We start from the raw sequence: 17,302 nt of genomic DNA on the forward strand, positions 1-17,302 counted from the left end.
ATACCAGTGATGACTATTATTGTAAAATGCTTTTTCAATCGCCTGAATATTTTAGAAAAGATATGGAATATTTAGGAAAGCGGTATTCTTCGCAGCATAATGTAGGGCTTTTTTTAGCAAATACGAATTTTGGTCTTTTCGAAAAAGATTTTGAAATTGCTAAAATAATAAGAGAAACCCAGGATAAATATGATTGGCCCAAAGTTATTAATGTTAATTCAGGAAAAGATCCTGATAAGTTGCTCAAAACAGCTTCTATTTTAAAGTATAAATTTAGTCCTTCAATTGCGTTACAAACACTTACGCCAAAGGTTCTAAAAAATATAGGCCGTAAAAATATTGAATTTGAAAAGTTTGTAGATTTCCAAAAAACAGTTTCAGAAACCATAGACAAAAACACTTCTACGGAGCTAATTTTAAATTTGCCTGGCGAAACTAAAAGTAGCTTTCTGGAGGTGATATCTTCAGTTCTGAATTCAAGTGTGGAGAGGATTGTTATATATACTCTGATGGCTCTGAGGGGAACGCCATTGGCTTCTAAGGAAAGTGCTCAAAAGTATGACTACGATATGCGCTATAGAGTGGTTCCTCGATGTTTTACTGAAATAGATGGAATTAAAATATTCGAACCCGAGAAAGTTGTTGTTGGAACAAAGGATATGTCGTTTGATGATTACCTGTATTTAAGGGGTCTATCACTTATTATAACTATTTTTGATAGTTCCGTAGAAATGGCTCCAATTAAAAAGTTTTTAGCTGATTTTGATATTAACATTGATAAATGGATATTCGGCATTCATTCTAGTATTTTAGATTCTAAAGTATTGCGTTCAATATATAATAATTTTATGGATGAAACTGAAAAAGAGCTTTTCAAATCTATTAATTCTTTGAAAAGTTTTTTTAATAAAAAAGAAAACTACGAGCTTCTTTGTTCAGGGAAGCTTGGAGATAATCTGTCTAGAAAATATAAAACAATATTTCTTTCGCAGTGTTATGGTGAGTGTTTGAAGGTAGCTTGTGCTGAATTGAGAGTTTTAGCCAAGAAAAAGGAAGAAAAAAAGCAGTGCGATGATATGATAGATGCTTTAGAATCATACTTAGAAAGCAGGGATATAAATTATTTATTTGAAGGAAAAGATGTGCGAAAAGAGCCAAGAAATATTGTATTAAAATATGATATTCCAAAATGGCTTGAAAATAAAAACAATAAAACTTTGAAAAAGTATAAAGGGGAATTCTTGTATTCAGTTGTTGTGACAGATTATGCTTATAATCGTGTTAAGAATTTCTATCTTGCAAATCGAGATCCGCAACTTTCATTGCAAATATTATTTCGAGATGGGGATATCAAAGATTTTTGGCCAAAATGGAATTATAGCGAGAGGAAATAGTATGCAGTATTGTAAAGAATGTCTGAATGTCTCTACTCGTCCACGAATTACGTTTAATGAAGATGGCGTGTGTAGCGCTTGTCAATGGGCGAGAAATAAAAAGGAAAGTATAGATTGGAAAAAAAGGTATAAAACTTTAGAAGAGTTATGCAATAAATATCGGTGTAATGATGGGTCAAATTGGGATGTGCTTGTTCCTTGTAGTGGGGGCAAAGATGGTTCATATGTTGCATGGAAATTGAAGCATGAATTTGGGATGCATCCTTTATGCGTAACATTGGTACCTCAGCTACAAACTGATTTAGGAAGAAAAAATTTAGAAAATTTTCAAAGATCAGGATTTGATCATATTTTAATAACACCGAACCTTCAAGTGTACAAAAAGCTTGCAATAAGAGGATTTAAGGAGCAGGGACGCCCTAAACTTCCGTTTGTAACAGGTGTAAGTACGGTCACCATTAAAACAGCTTTCAAGTTTAACGTTCCCTTTGTTATGTATGGCGAAGAAGGTGAAAGTGAATATGGAGGCGTGACTTCTCAATCAGTGGCACCAAAAATTACCAGAGATTATTTGGTTAACTATTATTATAGTGGGCATGATACAACTGAATATTTGGATGAGTTTTCAAAGGATGATCTGAAGTGGTGGCTGCTTCCAACAGATGAAGAAATGCAAGATGTAGACCTTTTCCCAACACACTGGTCTCATTATGAAAACTGGAATCCTTATGAACATTATTTAATTGCAAAGAAACATTGTGGCTTAAAGACTTTAACTGATAGAAGCGTTGGAACTTACACAAATTTTGCACAACTAGATGATTATTTACAAGATTTACACGCTTACATAATGTTTCTTAAGTTTGGTTTTGGAAGAGTTACTTCCGATGTTTGTATCGACATACGAAGAGGGGCGTTGGATAGAAAACAAGCTCTCACGTTAATTAAAAGATATGATGGCGAATATCCGGAGGAATTAACACCACATTTTTTAAAATACTTTGAAATGAATAGAGAAGAGTTTGAAGGTGTTCTTGACAAGTTCGCGAATAAAGATGTTCTTGAGAAGATTGAAGGTAAATGGAGATTAAAGGAAGATCCACATTAATCATGGGAAACAATAATATGATATCCATTGTAGATTATGGAATGGGTAATATTCGATCCGTTCGAAATGCCTTGGATTTTATTGGAGTCAAAAATAAGGTTATAGATTCTCCATCGAAAGTTTTAGCAAGTGAAAAACTTATTTTGCCTGGCGTAGGTTATTTTAGCGAGGCAATGAAAAATATACAGGCTAAAGGTCTTTTAAGCCCATTGAATGAAGCAGTTTTAGTAAGAAAAGTGCCTGTTCTTGGGATTTGTCTAGGCATGCACTTGTTGCTAAAAGAAAGTGAAGAGGGTGGGGCTACCAAGGGTTTTGGATGGATAGATGGTAAGGTCAAGCGTATTCCAGAAGCACCTTTGTTGAAAGTTCCTCATATTGGTTTCAATACAGTTTATTTTCAAAGGCCCTCTTTAGGTCTTTTTGAAAACTTGGGCGAACATTCTGATTTTTATTTTGCTCATTCTTATAGAGTTTTATGTGATGACGTTCAGACTGTTTCTGGATGGGTAGACTATGGGGATAGGTTTGCAGTAAGTATAGAAAAAAATAATATTTTTGGGACTCAATTTCATCCTGAAAAAAGTCAAAGTAATGGGCTTGCAGTGCTAAAGAATTTCTGTAAATTAAGAAAGAATTAGAGTTATGGTAAAAAATCGTTTAATTTTTACTTTATTATCAGATAACGGAAATTATATGCTGAGTAGAAATTTTTCTCTTCAAAAAGTAGGGGATTTGAATTGGCTACGTGAGCATTATAATTTCGATGCGATTGCTTACTCCATAGATGAATTAATTCTTCTTAATGTTGCCAGAGAAGATAAAAATTTTAAGCAGTTTTCAGAAAACATAATGGAATTAGGTAAGCAATGCTTTATTCCTATTGTAGCAGGCGGGGGGATCAGAAAATTAGAGGATGCATACTTGCTCATGAATTCTGGTGCAGATAAGCTTGTGGTAAATTCTCCTGTAACTACAGATCCAGCGCTAGTCAAGGCGTTGGTTAATATTTTCGGAAGTCAGTGTATAGTCGCCTCTATTGATTATTTTGTGACACAAGACAAGACAGAGGTTTATATTTCCAATGGTTCTAAAGCTACAGGTATGACGGTAGAGCAAGCTATAGAAAAAGCACAGGGCTTAGGATGTGGTGAGATATATTTAACTTCAATGGACAATGATGGTACAGGTGAAGGTTATGATTTAGAGACAATTAAAAAGGCGAGCAGTTTTTCGAAAGTTCCAATAATTGTTTCAGGAGGAGCAGGCAAGTATGGACACTTAGCTGAGGGGATTGTTCATGGAGGTGTTACTGCATCAGCTACAGCCAATCTTTTTAATTTTATGGCTGATGGATTAAGTGAGGCTAGGGATGTTATGAAGCAACGGGGCATAGAGATGGCTTCATGGGAAATTATATTGTCGAAAGAAAATGGGTTAATTGAAAAAGATAAAGTATATTAAAGAAATGAAATAATGTCAGAAACAGTGGATCAGTCTCATACAATAGAAATAAGTCGTAAAGGTTTTTTTGCAGATAAGATTGTTTTTATTGATGGCCAGCCAGGTTGCGGGAAAACCATGTTGGCTTCAATTGTGGCTGCTTTGGATAAGGCGGAGCTTTTAACGTATTCTTATGAAATTGAGCTTATTTGTATGATGCGTTATCTTGGCAGGATTGAACTTGATGCTGCGAGCGCTGCTGTGGGACTTCATACGGATCTTGCGCTTTATAATTTGATGATGTCCCGTGAAGTAAATTTTCGTATTGGAGATTTGTCCAGTATTTTTTCTTCAGCGTATCCGTGGCGGTATATTAAGCGATTGTTTATGAAGGGGGATGAACATGTGCCTGGGAGGATCAGGGAGTTGAACCCTATTTTGACATTGACAACGCATTTATTAACAGGTATGTCTGAGTCGATTTTTTCTCAATTGGGAGATCGCGTTGTTTTTATTGAGGGCGTGAGGCATCCTGCTTATATGGTTAGGCAACAAGAGTTAAATATGGAGCGTCTTGTAAGGAATCCGAGAGATTTTATTATTTATCATTTTTACAAGGGAAAAGATTATCCTTTTTGGGCGCGAGGATGGGAAGAAGAATTTGATCAGGCTAATGCTGTAGAAAAGGCGGCTTTATTTATCAAGCATGTTTCCGAATGGACAAATAAAACAAGAAAGAAAGTGAGAGACCAGTATGGGGCCAAGATTATTACGGTTCCTTTTGAATCTTTTGTGTTAGATCCAGAGCCATATTTAGATGAGATGTGTCAATGTTTGGGGACTCGTGTTACGTCGGTTACACGAAAAGCAATGAAAAGACAACGCGTTCCAAGGGCGAAAATTGCAGACGGTATTGGTTTAGGAATTTATAAACGTTGCGGCTGGGAGCCAGGCGAAAAGAATAGCGATGAGCGCAAGGAGTTAGATAAAAGGATGGCTTATGTGCGTGATCGTGTTTCAGACAATATTTATCAGGATTTTAAGAAACTATCTGATGATTATCAGAATACTTATTGGTCAGAGTTAGCGATTGAGCGAGTTTAAGATGACAAATGTAAAGCCAAAAGTTTTTTTGATTGTTGATAATCCACTACGAGATTTACAAGGGCTAGCGCTTTTGTCTTATCAGATGGCACACCGTGGTTTTGAGGCTTATTTGGTTCCTATGTATGAACAATTTGTTGCTTCTGCGATTATCCGCCCAGATATTATTATTTTGAATTATGCGCGTTTTGCTAATACGCCATATTGTTTATGGTGTAAAAGTATGGGTATTAAATTAATGGTGCTGGATACTGAAGGTGGAGTATTTGATAACATTCAAAATGATTTTGTAGATCGCATTCCCCGTTCTTTAGCACAGCATGTGGATCGTTATATAACGTGGGGTGATGTGCAACGTAAGGCAATCATAGATCAGGGTTTGTTTGCTGAGGATGAAATTGTGGCGACAGGTTGTCCACGTTATGATTTTTGCGCTCAACCATGGCGCAAGGCGTTAGAGAAAAAAGGCAAAGGAAAGTTTATTCTTATTAACATGCGATACGGCCTACTTTTTCCAAGGTATGCCAAAGATACAGTATCGGAAATTGAAAAGCCATTTAGAAAAGAAATAGTGTCGATTCATTGGTGCTGGCGATTTATTAATAGCATGAAAGGCTGTGTTTCGATTTTTGAATCGATTGAGTATCTGACCAAGGCGTTTCCTGACTTAGAAATTATCGTTCGTCCGCATCCTTTTGAGCGTGACGATATTTATAAGATTGTTTTTGAGGACATGCCTAATGTGAAAGTTATTCGTGAGGGATTTTCATTGGAGTGGATTAATTCGGCTTTGGCTGTGATTCAGAAGGAATGCTCCACTGCTGTGGAGTCTAAGCTACTGAATGTTCCGGTGTTATCCATCAATTGGCTAGGAGAAACTTTTACTGGGTCAGAAGCTACATATAAGGTGGCACATCCTATTAACAATCCACAGGAATTGATTGATATCATTCGTGCATTACGTGAAGGTCGAGCAGATATAAAAAATCATGAAATAGATACGATGATTTATGATTATTTTGGCGCTTTAGATGGTCAGGCTTCAGAGCGCGTATGCAGTGAGGTTGAGAGTGTATTGGCTTCTGAAAAGAAAAACATTCCTATTAATTTTTCTGTACGTTTTTTTGCTTGGAATAATATAATTAAGACTTTTATTAGAAAATTTTTAGGAAGAAAAATTATCCAGTGGATACGAAAGCTGAAAGGGGGCCGTGATAATAGTTCAAAATATTTTAGCAAAGAATGGGTGGAAAGAATCATGGTGCGTATTAAAAACGCTGATCCTGATGGAAAGCCAGTGGAAATAACTAGTTCTGTTTTTCGGTTTTTTATTAAAATTGTAACTTAATAATATGTGATTCTTTTCTTTAAGGAGGCAAAAGATGTTGATGGAATATTATGAGAATATGAAAAAAGTTTTTGATGCTTTTGTTGACAGGTCTGAAAATTTAGAGAATATGGCCAAGGCAAAAGATATTCTTGAGAACACAAGAAAGGCTGGCAAATGTATTTATCTTATTGGCAATGGAGGGTCTGCTTCAGTAGCTGAGCATGTGGCCATTGATCTAACAAAAAATGCTGGTCTTCGTGCCACGGCTTTAAGTGGCGCGACCATGATAACAACGTTTTCTAATGATTATGGTTATGAAAATGTTTTTAAAAAGTATCTTGAATCATTTGCATTTGAAGATGATGTGTTGATTGCTATTAGCAGCAGTGGCTCATCGAAAAATATTGTTAACGCTTGCGATGAAGCGCGACGTAAGAGCATGCATGTTATCACACTTTCAGGGTTTAAAGGTGACAATCCTTTACGCATGAAAGGAGATATTAATTTTTGGGTTGAGACTGAGGCTTTTGGATTTTTAGAAATCTTGCATAGCTTGATTCTCCATTGGATAAATGATTCTATTATTGGCAAGGAAGTCTACATGATAAGGTGATTTATGAAAACTTACTTTAATACAAAGACATTTGATGCTTTTTTAAAGAAATCGCCGCTCGTGATTACGGATGATGTGAATGAAGCATCGCTGCTTGTGTTGGGGGCAAAAAAAATTGATTTTTCAGTTTTTCCGAAATTAAAAGCGGTTTACCGTTTTGGCGTAGGGCAAGAAAATGTCGATTTTAATTATTTAAAAAGCAGGGATGTGGCGATTCATTTTCCGGCGGAGGCTGTTAAAGATATCGTTTATGAAGGAACGGCAAACTTTACTGTTTTAGGGATTATGTCATTGATCTTTGACAATATTTGCGGAGATGCGGAAAGCTGGACCAAAGAAAAGCGCGTCTTTCTCAAAAATAGAAAGGCTCTGGTGATCGGCATGGGGCACATTGGACGAAAGGTATTTGAGAAATTATCAGTGTTCATGACTATGCAGTCATTTGATGTGTTGAAAAATTCTATGGATGAGCTTGAGCTACTTATTCGAGAGGCGGATGTCATTACAATCCATATCCCATTGAATGATCAGACTAAGAATTTTTTTGATGAAGAAAAATTATCTTGGGTTAAAGAGGATGTGATTCTGGCTAATACGGCACGTGGTGATTTGTATAATGAAGGCGCTTTGTATAAGAAATTGACGCAAAGCAAATGCCGCGCATTTTTTGATGTGTTTTGGCAAGAGCCATATTCAGGAAAATTGAAAGAGCTCGGATATAAGAAATTCTTGATGACGCCTCATTCGGCCAGTAACACCAGAGACTTTGTTGAAAAAGGATTTTCAGAAATTCTTGAAATTGATAGGAGCTTGAAGCGTGATGGGTAAAACAATTAATTTTGGTATTGTTGGCTATGGAAAGATGGGGAAAATTCGCTATGAAACATTATCAGAGATGGACGGATGTTGTGTTAAGTCAATCTATGAGGCTGCAGAAGGGGTTGAGTTTCCTGAAGATGTAACGATTGCGAGATTTCCCGATGACATTTTTACAAATCCTGATATTGATGCGGTAGTGATTAGCACGCCGAATCATTTTATCAAAGAGTATGTTGTTAAAAGTTTAGAACAAGGCAAGCATGTATTTGCTGAAAAGCCTCCGGGAAGAGACCTTGAGGAAGTTTGCGCTATGCGCGAGGCATTAAACAAAGCGAAGGATTCTAAGTTGATGTTTGGTTTTAATCATCGTCATCATGAAAGTATGATCAAGGCTAAAAGTCTTATTGATTCTGGGGAATATGGTAAAGTTTTATGGATGCGTGGGCGATATGGGAAAAGTGTGGATGATACTTTTTTTGGCAATTGGCGATCGAAAAAAGATTTGGCTGGCGGTGGCATTTTTTTGGACCAGGGTATTCATATGCTGGATTTGTTTTTAATGTTCTGCAAGGATTTTGACGAAGTGAAGGCCCTTGTATCGAATTTATATTGGCATCTGGATATTGAAGATAATGTCTTTGCCATTTTTCATAATAAAGAAGGACAGGTTGCGTCTTTACATTCTACGATGACCCAATGGCGTCATATTTTTTCGCTAGAGATTTTTTTGGAACACGGATATATGACGATCAATGGATTGAAAACAAGTTCAAACAGCTATGGGGATGAGATTTTGACTGTAGCCAAAAACAGAAGTCTTCCGCCGGCAGCTAGTTGGACGGATGAAGAAAAACATGCTTATCATGTGGATACGTCCTGGAAAACTGAATTAGAAATTTTTGTCGACGCTGTGGCCAACAATAAAGATATTTCTGTGGGCAGCATTGATGATGCGGTAAAGTTAATGACCTTAGTGGAAAAAGTTTATGCTCAACAATAGTTTGAATAATCTTACAGTTTTAGTGACTGGTGGAACGCGTGGCATTGGATGTGCCATTGTTGAAGTCTTCCTCGATCAGGGTGCAACGGTGATTTATACCGGTATCAAAAAGGAGGATCCAAACAAGAATAATCGTGCGAAATATGTTCAGTTGGATTTTTGTTCGGATGAAAGCGTCGCTCAGGCATTAGAAACAATTTTATCTCATCATCGTATTGATATTTTGATCAATAATGCAGGAATTAATATTATTGAGCCTATTGATCAACTTAAAGAAGAGCATTGGGATCGTATTTTTAAAGTTAATTTGAAAGGAAGTGCTTGGCTCATCAAAGAGTTTTCTAGGCATATGATTGATCAGGGGATTAAAGGAAAAGTTCTCAATATCAGTTCAATTTTCGGAGTAGTTTCCAGGGCGAAGCGAGCGAGCTATTCATCTTCAAAATCAGGGATATTGGGGTTAACTCGGGCATCTGCCTTGGATTTGGCACCGCATCAAATCTTGGTGAATGCATTGTCGCCGGGGTTTACAGATACTGAATTAACGCGCGAAGTTTTAGGTGAAGAGGGAATGAGGGAGTTGGCTCAGCAAATTCCTCTTAAACGTTGTGCTGATGTTAAAGAAATTGCTCACTGGGCATTGTTTTTATGCTCGCCGCATAATTCTTATATAACGGGTCAGAATTTTGTTGTTGACGGAGGGTTTATTATTCAATGAGTACGTTAGATTTTAATAATAAGACAGTTTTGGTGACCGGCGCAAGCCGAGGAATTGGTCAATTTGTGGCACGTAAGTTTCATGAGCTTGGAGCAGATCTGATTTTAACGGCAACAGCGCTAACCAGCTTTGAAGGCATGATTCCTGATGCTGAACAGCATGCTCTTGATTTTACTGATCAGGCCTCTGTTGAGGTTTTTATAAAGGTTCTTGATGGGAAAAAAGTTGATGTTTTGGTCAATAATGCTGGGATTCATTCTTTGCAAGCGGTTGGAGAGATGGACTCTGAAACATTTGATAAAATTTGCCGTGTAAATCTTTGGGGTGCGGCAGTGTTGTGTAACGCAGTGGCCAAAGGAATGAAAGAGAGAAAGGGCGGGCGTATTGTTAATGTTAGTTCTATTGCAGCGATGGTCTCAAAACCTGGTTCTGGAGCTTATTCTGCGTCTAAGGCAGGGCTGTTGGGATTTACTCGATCTTGCGCTCTTGATATGGCACCGTTTAATGTATTGGTTAATGCGGTTTGCCCTGGGACAACACAAACAGATATGGTTGAGAATATTTTAAGTGATGAGCAAAAGAAAAGAATTATTAGTCATGTTCCTTTAAAACGATTAGGCAATCCTAAGGAGGTTGCGGAGCTAATTGTTTTCTTGTGTTCTGATTTAAACACCTATATGACAGGGCAGTCATTAATTATCGATGGAGGATATATAATACAATGAAAATAGAGTCACGTGTAAAAAATTATGATGTGGAGATGGCTGATGCCATTTTGCAAAATAAGCAGATGCTGCTTGATGGGTTTTCCTGCAGCAATGAATTTTATTTTATTGATGAAAATGTTTATAAGATTTATCAGAAGGAAATTGATGTCTTTACGCAAGGGGCTAAGATTCTGGTTATCGAGGCGCATGAAACTAATAAAGAATACATTAAACTTGCTGAGTATTATTCATGGCTCATTGAGCACCAATTTACGCGTAAAGATGTTTTGATCACAATTGGCGGAGGAATTTTACAGGACATAAGTGGGTTTATCGCCTCAACCCTTTATCGCGGCATGAAGTGGATTTTTTTACCAACAACATTGCTTGCTCAGGCGGATAGCTGTATTGGGTCGAAAACATCTATTAATTTCAAAGATAGTAAAAATTTGATCGGATCGTTTTATCCTCCAGACCGTATTTTTATAGATTCAGCCTTTTGCAAAACGCTTACACCGGAATATTTTAATAGTGGCGTTGGAGAGGTAATCAAATTTCATTTGTTGTCTAATCAAGAGGGATATAAAAAATTAAAGACTTATATTTTTGCAAAAGATGGGCATGAGTCTCAATTGCTTAAAGATATTATTTGGTCAACGTTGAATATTAAGCGATCTTATTTTGAAGAAGATGAATTTGATACTGATAGAAGAAATCTATTAAATTACGGACATTGTTTTGGTCATGCGTTAGAGTCAGCTAGTCATTTTGAGGTGTGTCATGGAGAGGGCGTACTAGTCGGGATGTCTTTTGCGGATTTGTTATCTTTGAAAAGAGGCGCGATGTCGCAGTCTTTATATGGTGAGTTTCAGAAAATTTATGAAGGCCATTACCCGGATTTTGATTTAAGCACTATTGCTGCCGAAGAGATTGTTAAATACTTAAAAAAAGATAAGAAACGTGTTGGCAAGGATCTAACGATGGTTATCGGAGAAGATATTGGTAAATTTCATAAGTGCGACAATATCACTGAAGATGAAGTTCACAAAGTGTATCAGGAATTTTTAGTGAAATGGCAAACGTATAGAAAGTTGGACTCATGAGTAGAATAATTGCTATGATCCCCGCCCGATTAGGAAGCAAGCGAGTGCCGCGTAAGAATTTGAGGTATCTCGCTGGAAAGCCATTGATCTGTCATTGTATCGAAACGGCTAAGGACAGCGGAGTTTTTGATGAGATTTATATTAATTCCGAGGCGGAAATTTTTGCTCAAATAGCACAGGAGAGTGGTATCAGTTTTTATAAGCGAGATGAAAAATTTTCGACCGATCAGACGAATAATGATGAATTTGCGCATGATTTTATTCAAAATACCGATGGAGATATTTTAGTCCAGATTTTACCAACATCGCCGCTTATTACGGCTGAGGAGATTCGGAATTTTGTGGTGATGATGACTGAAAAAAAATATGAAACTTGCGTGTCTGTTGTGCCGCATCAAATTGCTTGTGTTTATGAGGGTGAATCTGTTAATTTTTCTTATGAAGAGGCACATCGCTCGTCTCAGACCATGTCGGCAGTGTGTTCTTATGCAACCGTGCTGATGGGGTGGACATATGAGAGCTTTAAACGCAATATCAAGGAAAAAGGGTTTGCGTATCATGGAGAGAAAGGTAAGATTGGTTTTTTTCCGATTACAGGATTATCTACTATTGATATTGACCATGAAGAAGACTTTCAATTAGCTGAAGCGGCTATGGTGTATAGATCTATGAGCCAGCAGAATAAGATTCCTAAGTATTATGGTGATGATCAAAATGAAAGCTTGCGTTCAGAGGTGGATGTGCCAACGATCTTGAAAAAAGATGGAGTCAATAAAAGTAATTTTGAACAAGAGAATACATTTTTGATCAACATTGATCATATCATTAAAAATTATGATAACACGCAGTCTTGGTGTCATAGATTAGTTAATACAGAAAATAATTCAGCTACGTTGATCTCGCAGATGCCTGGAGAAGGTAATCGTCGACATTTTCATCCGGATTGGAATGAATGGTGGTATATTTTGCGAGGGCAGTGGAAATGGGAGATTGAAGGCAAGGAGCATGTTGTTAAAGAGGGAGATGTTATTTTTATTCCTAAGGGGAAATGGCATTGCATTATAGCGATTGGTGATGAGCCTGCGATTCGCTTGGCTGTTAGTCGGGCCGATGTTGCCCATGTTTATAAGGGGGATACATGATATTTGATTCTTTAGATCGATTAAATTTATATGAGAGCATTCCAAGGAGTAAGGAGATTGTTGAGTTTCTGAATGCGAATGATTTTCTTAATCTGGAGTTGGGAGATCGTAAAATTATTGGGGATGATTTGATTGCAAAGGTCATGGAATATGAAACTAAGCCTCATGAGGAACTTTTTTTTGAAACTCACGACCACCATATTGACGTGCAAGTGATGTTGAGTGGTGGGGAAGTGATGCAGGTTATAAATACGGAGCACCTCATTCCTGCGCAAGGTCCGGATATTCAAGGGGATTTTCATTTTTATAAGCCGAATGGGCCGTTTTCTTCTATTTATGTGGCCAAAAGATTCTTTACAGTCTTTTTTCCATGGGATGCTCATCGCCCAGGATGCTCACTTGATCAAAATAAGACTGTTAAAAAAGTGGTATTTAAAATCAAAATAGTCTAGACAAGGGAAGCTGCGTTTTTATTATGACTTTGTTAACAAAGAAACATTTTGTATTTTTTGTTTTAAAGGCCACCAGTGAGCTTGATTTTTTTGTTCCATTGATTTGGGGGATTAAAAAGCGAGATTGGGACGTCGATGTTCAGGTGATTTATCTTTCTTTTAATAAAGACAATATTCTTAGAGAAACACAGTTTTATTCTTCTACGTTAAAGCAGCTTGGTGTCAGAGAGTATGATCTTTCTGATATTCTGCGCCCTGCTTTTGCTATTTTAAAACCGTTAATTAGGCGGTGGAATCGGACATCATTATGGGATACTCCTAATACGCTTGGTGGAAAATTTCAGCGTATTTTTTGGAAAATCGGTAAAAAGATCTGTGAGCTTTTTATTGATCTCAAAGGACATTTGGATTGTCTTAATCCATCTATTGTTTTTTTTCCGATAAGAAGTTTTTCAGCGCCGGGCGTGGATCAGTTTTTGTCTTATGCCTATGAGAAAAAAAAACCGGTTGTCTTGTTTCCGCATGGCACGTTTGGGAGCACTGGGTTTCAAAGCTTATATTTTGGCAAAGAGGAAGGGTTGCCGGAATTTTGTTATTATTGGTATCCTTTTCCTTTAGAAGAAACGATTGACCGTTATCCTCAATTTCATGAACGAATACAATTTTCAAGTTATCCAGGCAATGATGCTTCATGGATTGATTTTTTGAAAACACAGCACTCTAAGCAGGGTGAGCATTTGCGAGTGCTTTTTGTAATTCGAAAATTTGGTAGGTCAGAAAATGCGGCTCAGACGGATAGTACATTGACAGCTGATGAGTTTAAAAAGACATTGAGTGCGGTTGTGCAGGCAATGAAACAAGCCCAAGCCCAATTGGTTATTAAGCCTCATCCGCAAAATAATTATGAAGCAGTCAAAGAGATTATGAAGGAGTTTGATTATGATGATTGGATAATTACCTATGAGCCGATTTATGCTGAATCGTTGCAGGCTGATATTGTCTTATCATTTGGGTCAACGACGGTGACCATTCCGTCTTTGCAGGGAAAGCCGGTGATCTTGTTTAATGATTCGATTGCTCAAGAATTTCTGGAGTGGGAGGGGTCGCGTAAGGTATTTGAAGGACTTGTGTATCAACTGAATGATATTTATGAATTTCAAACTACTTTTATAGAAGTTTGCTGTTTGGTTCGCGATCCAGAATTGCTGTGTGTTTATCAGGAAAAGGCGCTTACATATTTTAGAAATTACTATTCTGCAGCTGCCATTAATAATTGTCTTGCATTTCTCGATAAGATGGGAGAGAGGTTTTGAAGCAGTTGATTTTTAAAAATACATTTTTTTGCGGCCTATCAACCTTTGTTATTGGCTTGACGGGGTTGTTTTTGTTGCCTTTTATGATTATTAAATTGGGGGCTGAGCAGTATGGCCTTATCGCTATTGTTTATATTTTTACAATGAATGGCTATATCAATCTTTTTGAGTTGGGATTTCAGGGTGGAGTAGCGCGTTATGTGGCTAAATATAAAGAAGAGCAGAATGTTCAGGGTCTATTTTCAGTAACCATTTCTTCGTTTGCGATTTTTCTTGCTTTAGGTGTTGTTTTATTAGCTGTTTCTTTTTTGTTTAAAGGCTTTTTAGTTGATCTTTTTAAGATTCCAGCGTTGTATGCAAGCTCAGTATCTACTGTCTTGGGATGGGTATTTTTATCTTATTTGTTTGTCTTTCCTTCAGTTGTCTTTATGGGTTATTTTCAAGGGTTGCAGCGATATGATGTTTTAAAAATTACTGAAATCGTAACTTATTTGAGCTATGCTCTGGGCACCTTTTTTTATCTGAATAGCGGCGGTAGTAATTTTCAAATGATTTTATATTTTTTTCTTATTTCTTTATTTTTTCGTTTTGTGACATACGGGGTATTTTTTGTGTTTGATTTTTCTCAGTCTGGGGCTCGGGTCTTGTTCGACAAAGAGGAGGTGGCTAAAGTCTGGGGGATGGCAAAATATTTGTTTGCTGGAAAGCCCGCGAGCATGCTCTATCATAACGCCCCTCGTTTAATGGTGGCCATTTTTTTAGGACCTGTTGCGATGACAGGCTATGAGATAGTTATGAAGATTCCTCGTTTTTTAAAGAGTGGGTTAGGTTTTTTAAACAGCGCGGTGATGCCTGTTGCTAGCACTTTAGAAGCAAGAGGGGATCAGGTTAGATTAAAAAAGCTGTTTTTGTGCGGATTTAAGTATCAGTTTCTTTTTCTTTTGCCGGCCTTGAGCGTTTGTTTTCTTTTCTCCAGAGAAATTCTTCACTTCTGGATGCCGGCTGAATATGAGCACTTATTTCCTTTGTTGCGGATTATGTTTGTTTGGAATCTTTTGGCGCCCCTGGTTGCTTATAGTAATTCGATTATGACAGGTATGGAGCGAAAGCTTAAGCTTATGGCATTTTGGGTTTGGGGCGTTGTTCTTATTTCGACTTTATTTATTGTGCTGACGATTCATTGGTGGGGTCTGTATTCAGCGGTTATTGGTTATCTTTTAGGAACAGTTTTGTGGATTCCATTTATTGCTATTTGGACCTGTAGGGAGACGGGGTCATCTTCGACTGAATTTTTCTTAATTTTAGGAAATGGATTGAAATATGTTTTTATACCATTAACATTGTATGTAATATTTCGACATTTTTTAAGCAATATTGTTTTGGTTGCCTTGTTTGCAGTATTGTGCATGGCAAGTTATTTTGTTGTGTTATTTTATAAATACTTAACTCAAGAAGAGCGAGGGTTCATAGTGAGCCTTTTACCGATGTCTGCTGAGAATTATTTTCGAGGACGGAAATGAAAACAGTTGCTATTATCCCTGCGCGAGGAGGAAGCAAGGGAATCAAAAATAAGAATATTATTGAAGTGGCAGGAAAGCCGCTGGTTGTGTGGTCGATTGAGCAGGCACTTCAGTCAAAAAGCATTGAGGCTGTTTTTGTAACAACTGATGATGAAAAAATAGCTGAAATTTCTGAGAAGGCAGGGGCGAAAGTTATAAAAAGGCCGGAGGAGTTATCATTAGACACAGCCACTTCAGAAGCTGCGTTGTTACATGCGATTAATGTTATTGAAGAGGATTTACAGATAGATTTTGAGATAGTTGTATTTTTACAGGCGACATCGCCGGTTCGCGAAAGTTTGGACATTGATCATGCGTTTGAAAAATTTAACAGAGAAAATCTGGATTCTTTGTTCTCCTGCTGTAAAGTAGAGGACAGGTTTGTATGGGAAAAGCAGGGCGAGGACTATCAAAGCATTACATATGATTACCGTAACCGTCAGCGCCGTCAGGATATCAAGCCCAGATTTTTGGAGAACGGCTCGATCTATATTTTTAAAAAGGATATTCTGCGTCAAACCAGTAACCGGCTGGGCGGAAAGATCGGCATATATGAAATGCCCTTCTGGAAGTCGTTTCAGATCGATAAGGAAGAGGATATCGATATTTGTGAATATTATCTGAATAGGCTGTGTCAGAAAAATGGATAAGAAAATGACGAACTTTTTTGACCTAACAGGAAAAACGATTTTCATCACAGGGGCAACCGGATTTTTCGGCAAGTATATCTCAGAGGCAATGCTTGAGGCTGGTGGGAATGTCATCCTTTTGGGCAGGTCAAAAAAGGTGACGGCCTTTGTTGGCCAATGTAATGAAAAATATGGATCAGGAAGAGCGACTGGTTTTCTTCAAGATATGTATGATCTGGAAGGGTTAGAGAAGCTTCTGCAAACCATTGCGCAAGATTTTGATATTGACGCGATCATTAATAATGCTTATGACCTTGGTAAAAAAACCGGGTTCAATTCCAAAGAATCCTGGTTCGAGAATTTAGATCATCAGACATGGAAAAATGCTTTTGAAAGCGGCATATATTGGAGTGTCTTGACTATAAAGATTATTGGGGAAACATTCAAAAAGAAAAAGGCAGGAAGTATTATTAATATCAGCTCGATGTATGCCACGGTTTCGCCCGATCCCGGCCTTTATGAAGGAACGGATTTTATGAATCCGGCCACGTACGGCGTCAACAAATCCGGTATTTTGGCTTTTACAAGATATATTGCCTCTTTTTGGGGAAAATATAATATACGATGTAATGCTGTTGTGCCTGGTGCGTTTCCAAATCTAGAAACGGAAACAGAGAACAGCGTTAGTGACGACAATGATTTTTTTATTGAACGGCTTAAAGAAAAAACAGTATTAAAAAGGGTTGGGCATCCTAAGGATCTGGTCGGGACATTTATTTTTCTTGTTTCAGATGCCTCGAGTTATATGACGGGCCAGTCTATTGTTATTGATGGCGGTTGGACGATAAAATAGTCATGATGTAAGGAGTTG

General features: G+C 37.5%; 18 protein-coding genes. All 18 read left to right on the forward strand.

Annotation, left to right across the window (positions count from 1 at the left end):
- Positions 1-1,394, forward strand: a 1,394-nt coding sequence (locus PHY73_05815; protein MDD3375221.1) for a hypothetical protein, incomplete at its 5' end; no start/stop codon positions are given.
- A 1-nt stretch (position 1,395) separates the two neighbouring features.
- Complete coding sequence (locus PHY73_05820) at positions 1,396-2,502, forward strand: N-acetyl sugar amidotransferase (GenBank protein ID MDD3375222.1); 1,107 nt, start codon at positions 1,396-1,398, stop codon at positions 2,500-2,502.
- A gap of 17 nt (positions 2,503-2,519) precedes the next feature.
- Positions 2,520-3,140: an imidazole glycerol phosphate synthase subunit HisH gene (hisH, locus tag PHY73_05825; GenBank protein ID MDD3375223.1), complete on the forward strand. Its 621-nt coding sequence runs from the start codon at positions 2,520-2,522 to the stop codon at positions 3,138-3,140.
- Between the two features lie 4 nt (positions 3,141-3,144).
- The gene (locus PHY73_05830) at positions 3,145-3,963 is read left to right on the forward strand and encodes a HisA/HisF-related TIM barrel protein (GenBank protein MDD3375224.1); all 819 of its coding nucleotides are present in this window, start codon (positions 3,145-3,147) and stop codon (positions 3,961-3,963) included.
- A gap of 12 nt (positions 3,964-3,975) precedes the next feature.
- A complete protein-coding gene (locus tag PHY73_05835) occupies positions 3,976-5,046 on the forward strand; it encodes a hypothetical protein (GenBank protein ID MDD3375225.1) in 1,071 nt (356 codons plus the stop codon).
- A gap of 1 nt (position 5,047) precedes the next feature.
- On the forward strand, positions 5,048-6,394 hold the full coding sequence (locus PHY73_05840; protein MDD3375226.1) for a hypothetical protein: 1,347 nt from the start codon (positions 5,048-5,050) through the stop codon (positions 6,392-6,394).
- A gap of 34 nt (positions 6,395-6,428) precedes the next feature.
- Complete coding sequence (locus PHY73_05845; GenBank protein MDD3375227.1) at positions 6,429-6,989, forward strand: SIS domain-containing protein; 561 nt, start codon at positions 6,429-6,431, stop codon at positions 6,987-6,989.
- Positions 6,990-6,992: 3 nt separating this feature from the next.
- Complete coding sequence (locus tag PHY73_05850; protein ID MDD3375228.1) at positions 6,993-7,817, forward strand: NAD(P)-dependent oxidoreductase; 825 nt, start codon at positions 6,993-6,995, stop codon at positions 7,815-7,817.
- Complete coding sequence (locus tag PHY73_05855; protein ID MDD3375229.1) at positions 7,810-8,808, forward strand: Gfo/Idh/MocA family oxidoreductase; 999 nt, start codon at positions 7,810-7,812, stop codon at positions 8,806-8,808. The genes PHY73_05850 and PHY73_05855 overlap by 8 nt, the downstream gene beginning before the upstream one ends.
- Positions 8,795-9,526 (forward strand): SDR family NAD(P)-dependent oxidoreductase, encoded by a 732-nt coding sequence (locus PHY73_05860; GenBank protein ID MDD3375230.1) that lies wholly within the window; start codon positions 8,795-8,797, stop codon positions 9,524-9,526. The genes PHY73_05855 and PHY73_05860 overlap by 14 nt, the downstream gene beginning before the upstream one ends.
- Positions 9,523-10,251 carry an SDR family NAD(P)-dependent oxidoreductase gene (locus PHY73_05865; GenBank protein MDD3375231.1) on the forward strand — a complete coding sequence of 243 codons (729 nt, stop codon included), beginning with the start codon at positions 9,523-9,525 and terminating at the stop codon, positions 10,249-10,251. Before PHY73_05860 ends, PHY73_05865 begins: the two co-directional genes overlap by 4 nt.
- Complete coding sequence (locus tag PHY73_05870; GenBank protein ID MDD3375232.1) at positions 10,248-11,336, forward strand: iron-containing alcohol dehydrogenase; 1,089 nt, start codon at positions 10,248-10,250, stop codon at positions 11,334-11,336. The genes PHY73_05865 and PHY73_05870 overlap by 4 nt, the downstream gene beginning before the upstream one ends.
- Positions 11,333-12,478: a cupin domain-containing protein gene (locus PHY73_05875; protein MDD3375233.1), complete on the forward strand. Its 1,146-nt coding sequence runs from the start codon at positions 11,333-11,335 to the stop codon at positions 12,476-12,478. The genes PHY73_05870 and PHY73_05875 overlap by 4 nt, the downstream gene beginning before the upstream one ends.
- A complete protein-coding gene (locus PHY73_05880) occupies positions 12,475-12,930 on the forward strand; it encodes a YhcH/YjgK/YiaL family protein (GenBank protein ID MDD3375234.1) in 456 nt (151 codons plus the stop codon). Before PHY73_05875 ends, PHY73_05880 begins: the two co-directional genes overlap by 4 nt.
- Positions 12,931-12,953: 23 nt before the next feature.
- The gene (locus tag PHY73_05885; GenBank protein ID MDD3375235.1) at positions 12,954-14,243 is read left to right on the forward strand and encodes a hypothetical protein; all 1,290 of its coding nucleotides are present in this window, start codon (positions 12,954-12,956) and stop codon (positions 14,241-14,243) included.
- Positions 14,240-15,763: an oligosaccharide flippase family protein gene (locus PHY73_05890; GenBank protein MDD3375236.1), complete on the forward strand. Its 1,524-nt coding sequence runs from the start codon at positions 14,240-14,242 to the stop codon at positions 15,761-15,763. The genes PHY73_05885 and PHY73_05890 overlap by 4 nt, the downstream gene beginning before the upstream one ends.
- The gene (locus PHY73_05895; protein ID MDD3375237.1) at positions 15,760-16,452 is read left to right on the forward strand and encodes an acylneuraminate cytidylyltransferase family protein; all 693 of its coding nucleotides are present in this window, start codon (positions 15,760-15,762) and stop codon (positions 16,450-16,452) included. The genes PHY73_05890 and PHY73_05895 overlap by 4 nt, the downstream gene beginning before the upstream one ends.
- Positions 16,453-16,456: 4 nt before the next feature.
- Positions 16,457-17,284, forward strand: a complete 828-nt coding sequence (locus PHY73_05900; GenBank protein MDD3375238.1) for an SDR family oxidoreductase — start codon at positions 16,457-16,459, stop codon at positions 17,282-17,284.
- Positions 17,285-17,302 lie beyond the last annotated feature (18 nt).

Source organism: Candidatus Omnitrophota bacterium (assembly GCA_028693815.1).
In the GTDB taxonomy this organism is placed as follows: domain Bacteria; phylum Omnitrophota; class Gorgyraeia; order Zapsychrales; family Aceulaceae; genus Aceula.

What these genes read in the sequence shown, in the direction of transcription:
- PHY73_05820 (MDD3375222.1), top strand. Translation starts at nt 1,396, where the DNA reads ATGCAGTATTGTAAAGAATGTCTGAATGTCTCTACTCGTCCACGAATT.
- PHY73_05855 (MDD3375229.1), top strand. Translation starts at nt 7,810, where the DNA reads ATGGGTAAAACAATTAATTTTGGTATTGTTGGCTATGGAAAGATGGGG.
- PHY73_05835 (MDD3375225.1), top strand. Translation starts at nt 3,976, where the DNA reads ATGTCAGAAACAGTGGATCAGTCTCATACAATAGAAATAAGTCGTAAA.
- PHY73_05865 (MDD3375231.1), top strand. Translation starts at nt 9,523, where the DNA reads ATGAGTACGTTAGATTTTAATAATAAGACAGTTTTGGTGACCGGCGCA.
- PHY73_05895 (MDD3375237.1), top strand. Translation starts at nt 15,760, where the DNA reads ATGAAAACAGTTGCTATTATCCCTGCGCGAGGAGGAAGCAAGGGAATC.
- PHY73_05870 (MDD3375232.1), top strand. Translation starts at nt 10,248, where the DNA reads ATGAAAATAGAGTCACGTGTAAAAAATTATGATGTGGAGATGGCTGAT.
- PHY73_05860 (MDD3375230.1), top strand. Translation starts at nt 8,795, where the DNA reads ATGCTCAACAATAGTTTGAATAATCTTACAGTTTTAGTGACTGGTGGA.
- hisH (MDD3375223.1), top strand. Translation starts at nt 2,520, where the DNA reads ATGATATCCATTGTAGATTATGGAATGGGTAATATTCGATCCGTTCGA.
- PHY73_05875 (MDD3375233.1), top strand. Translation starts at nt 11,333, where the DNA reads ATGAGTAGAATAATTGCTATGATCCCCGCCCGATTAGGAAGCAAGCGA.
- PHY73_05840 (MDD3375226.1), top strand. Translation starts at nt 5,048, where the DNA reads ATGACAAATGTAAAGCCAAAAGTTTTTTTGATTGTTGATAATCCACTA.
- PHY73_05830 (MDD3375224.1), top strand. Translation starts at nt 3,145, where the DNA reads ATGGTAAAAAATCGTTTAATTTTTACTTTATTATCAGATAACGGAAAT.
- PHY73_05885 (MDD3375235.1), top strand. Translation starts at nt 12,954, where the DNA reads ATGACTTTGTTAACAAAGAAACATTTTGTATTTTTTGTTTTAAAGGCC.
- PHY73_05880 (MDD3375234.1), top strand. Translation starts at nt 12,475, where the DNA reads ATGATATTTGATTCTTTAGATCGATTAAATTTATATGAGAGCATTCCA.
- PHY73_05900 (MDD3375238.1), top strand. Translation starts at nt 16,457, where the DNA reads ATGACGAACTTTTTTGACCTAACAGGAAAAACGATTTTCATCACAGGG.
- PHY73_05850 (MDD3375228.1), top strand. Translation starts at nt 6,993, where the DNA reads ATGAAAACTTACTTTAATACAAAGACATTTGATGCTTTTTTAAAGAAA.
- PHY73_05845 (MDD3375227.1), top strand. Translation starts at nt 6,429, where the DNA reads ATGTTGATGGAATATTATGAGAATATGAAAAAAGTTTTTGATGCTTTT.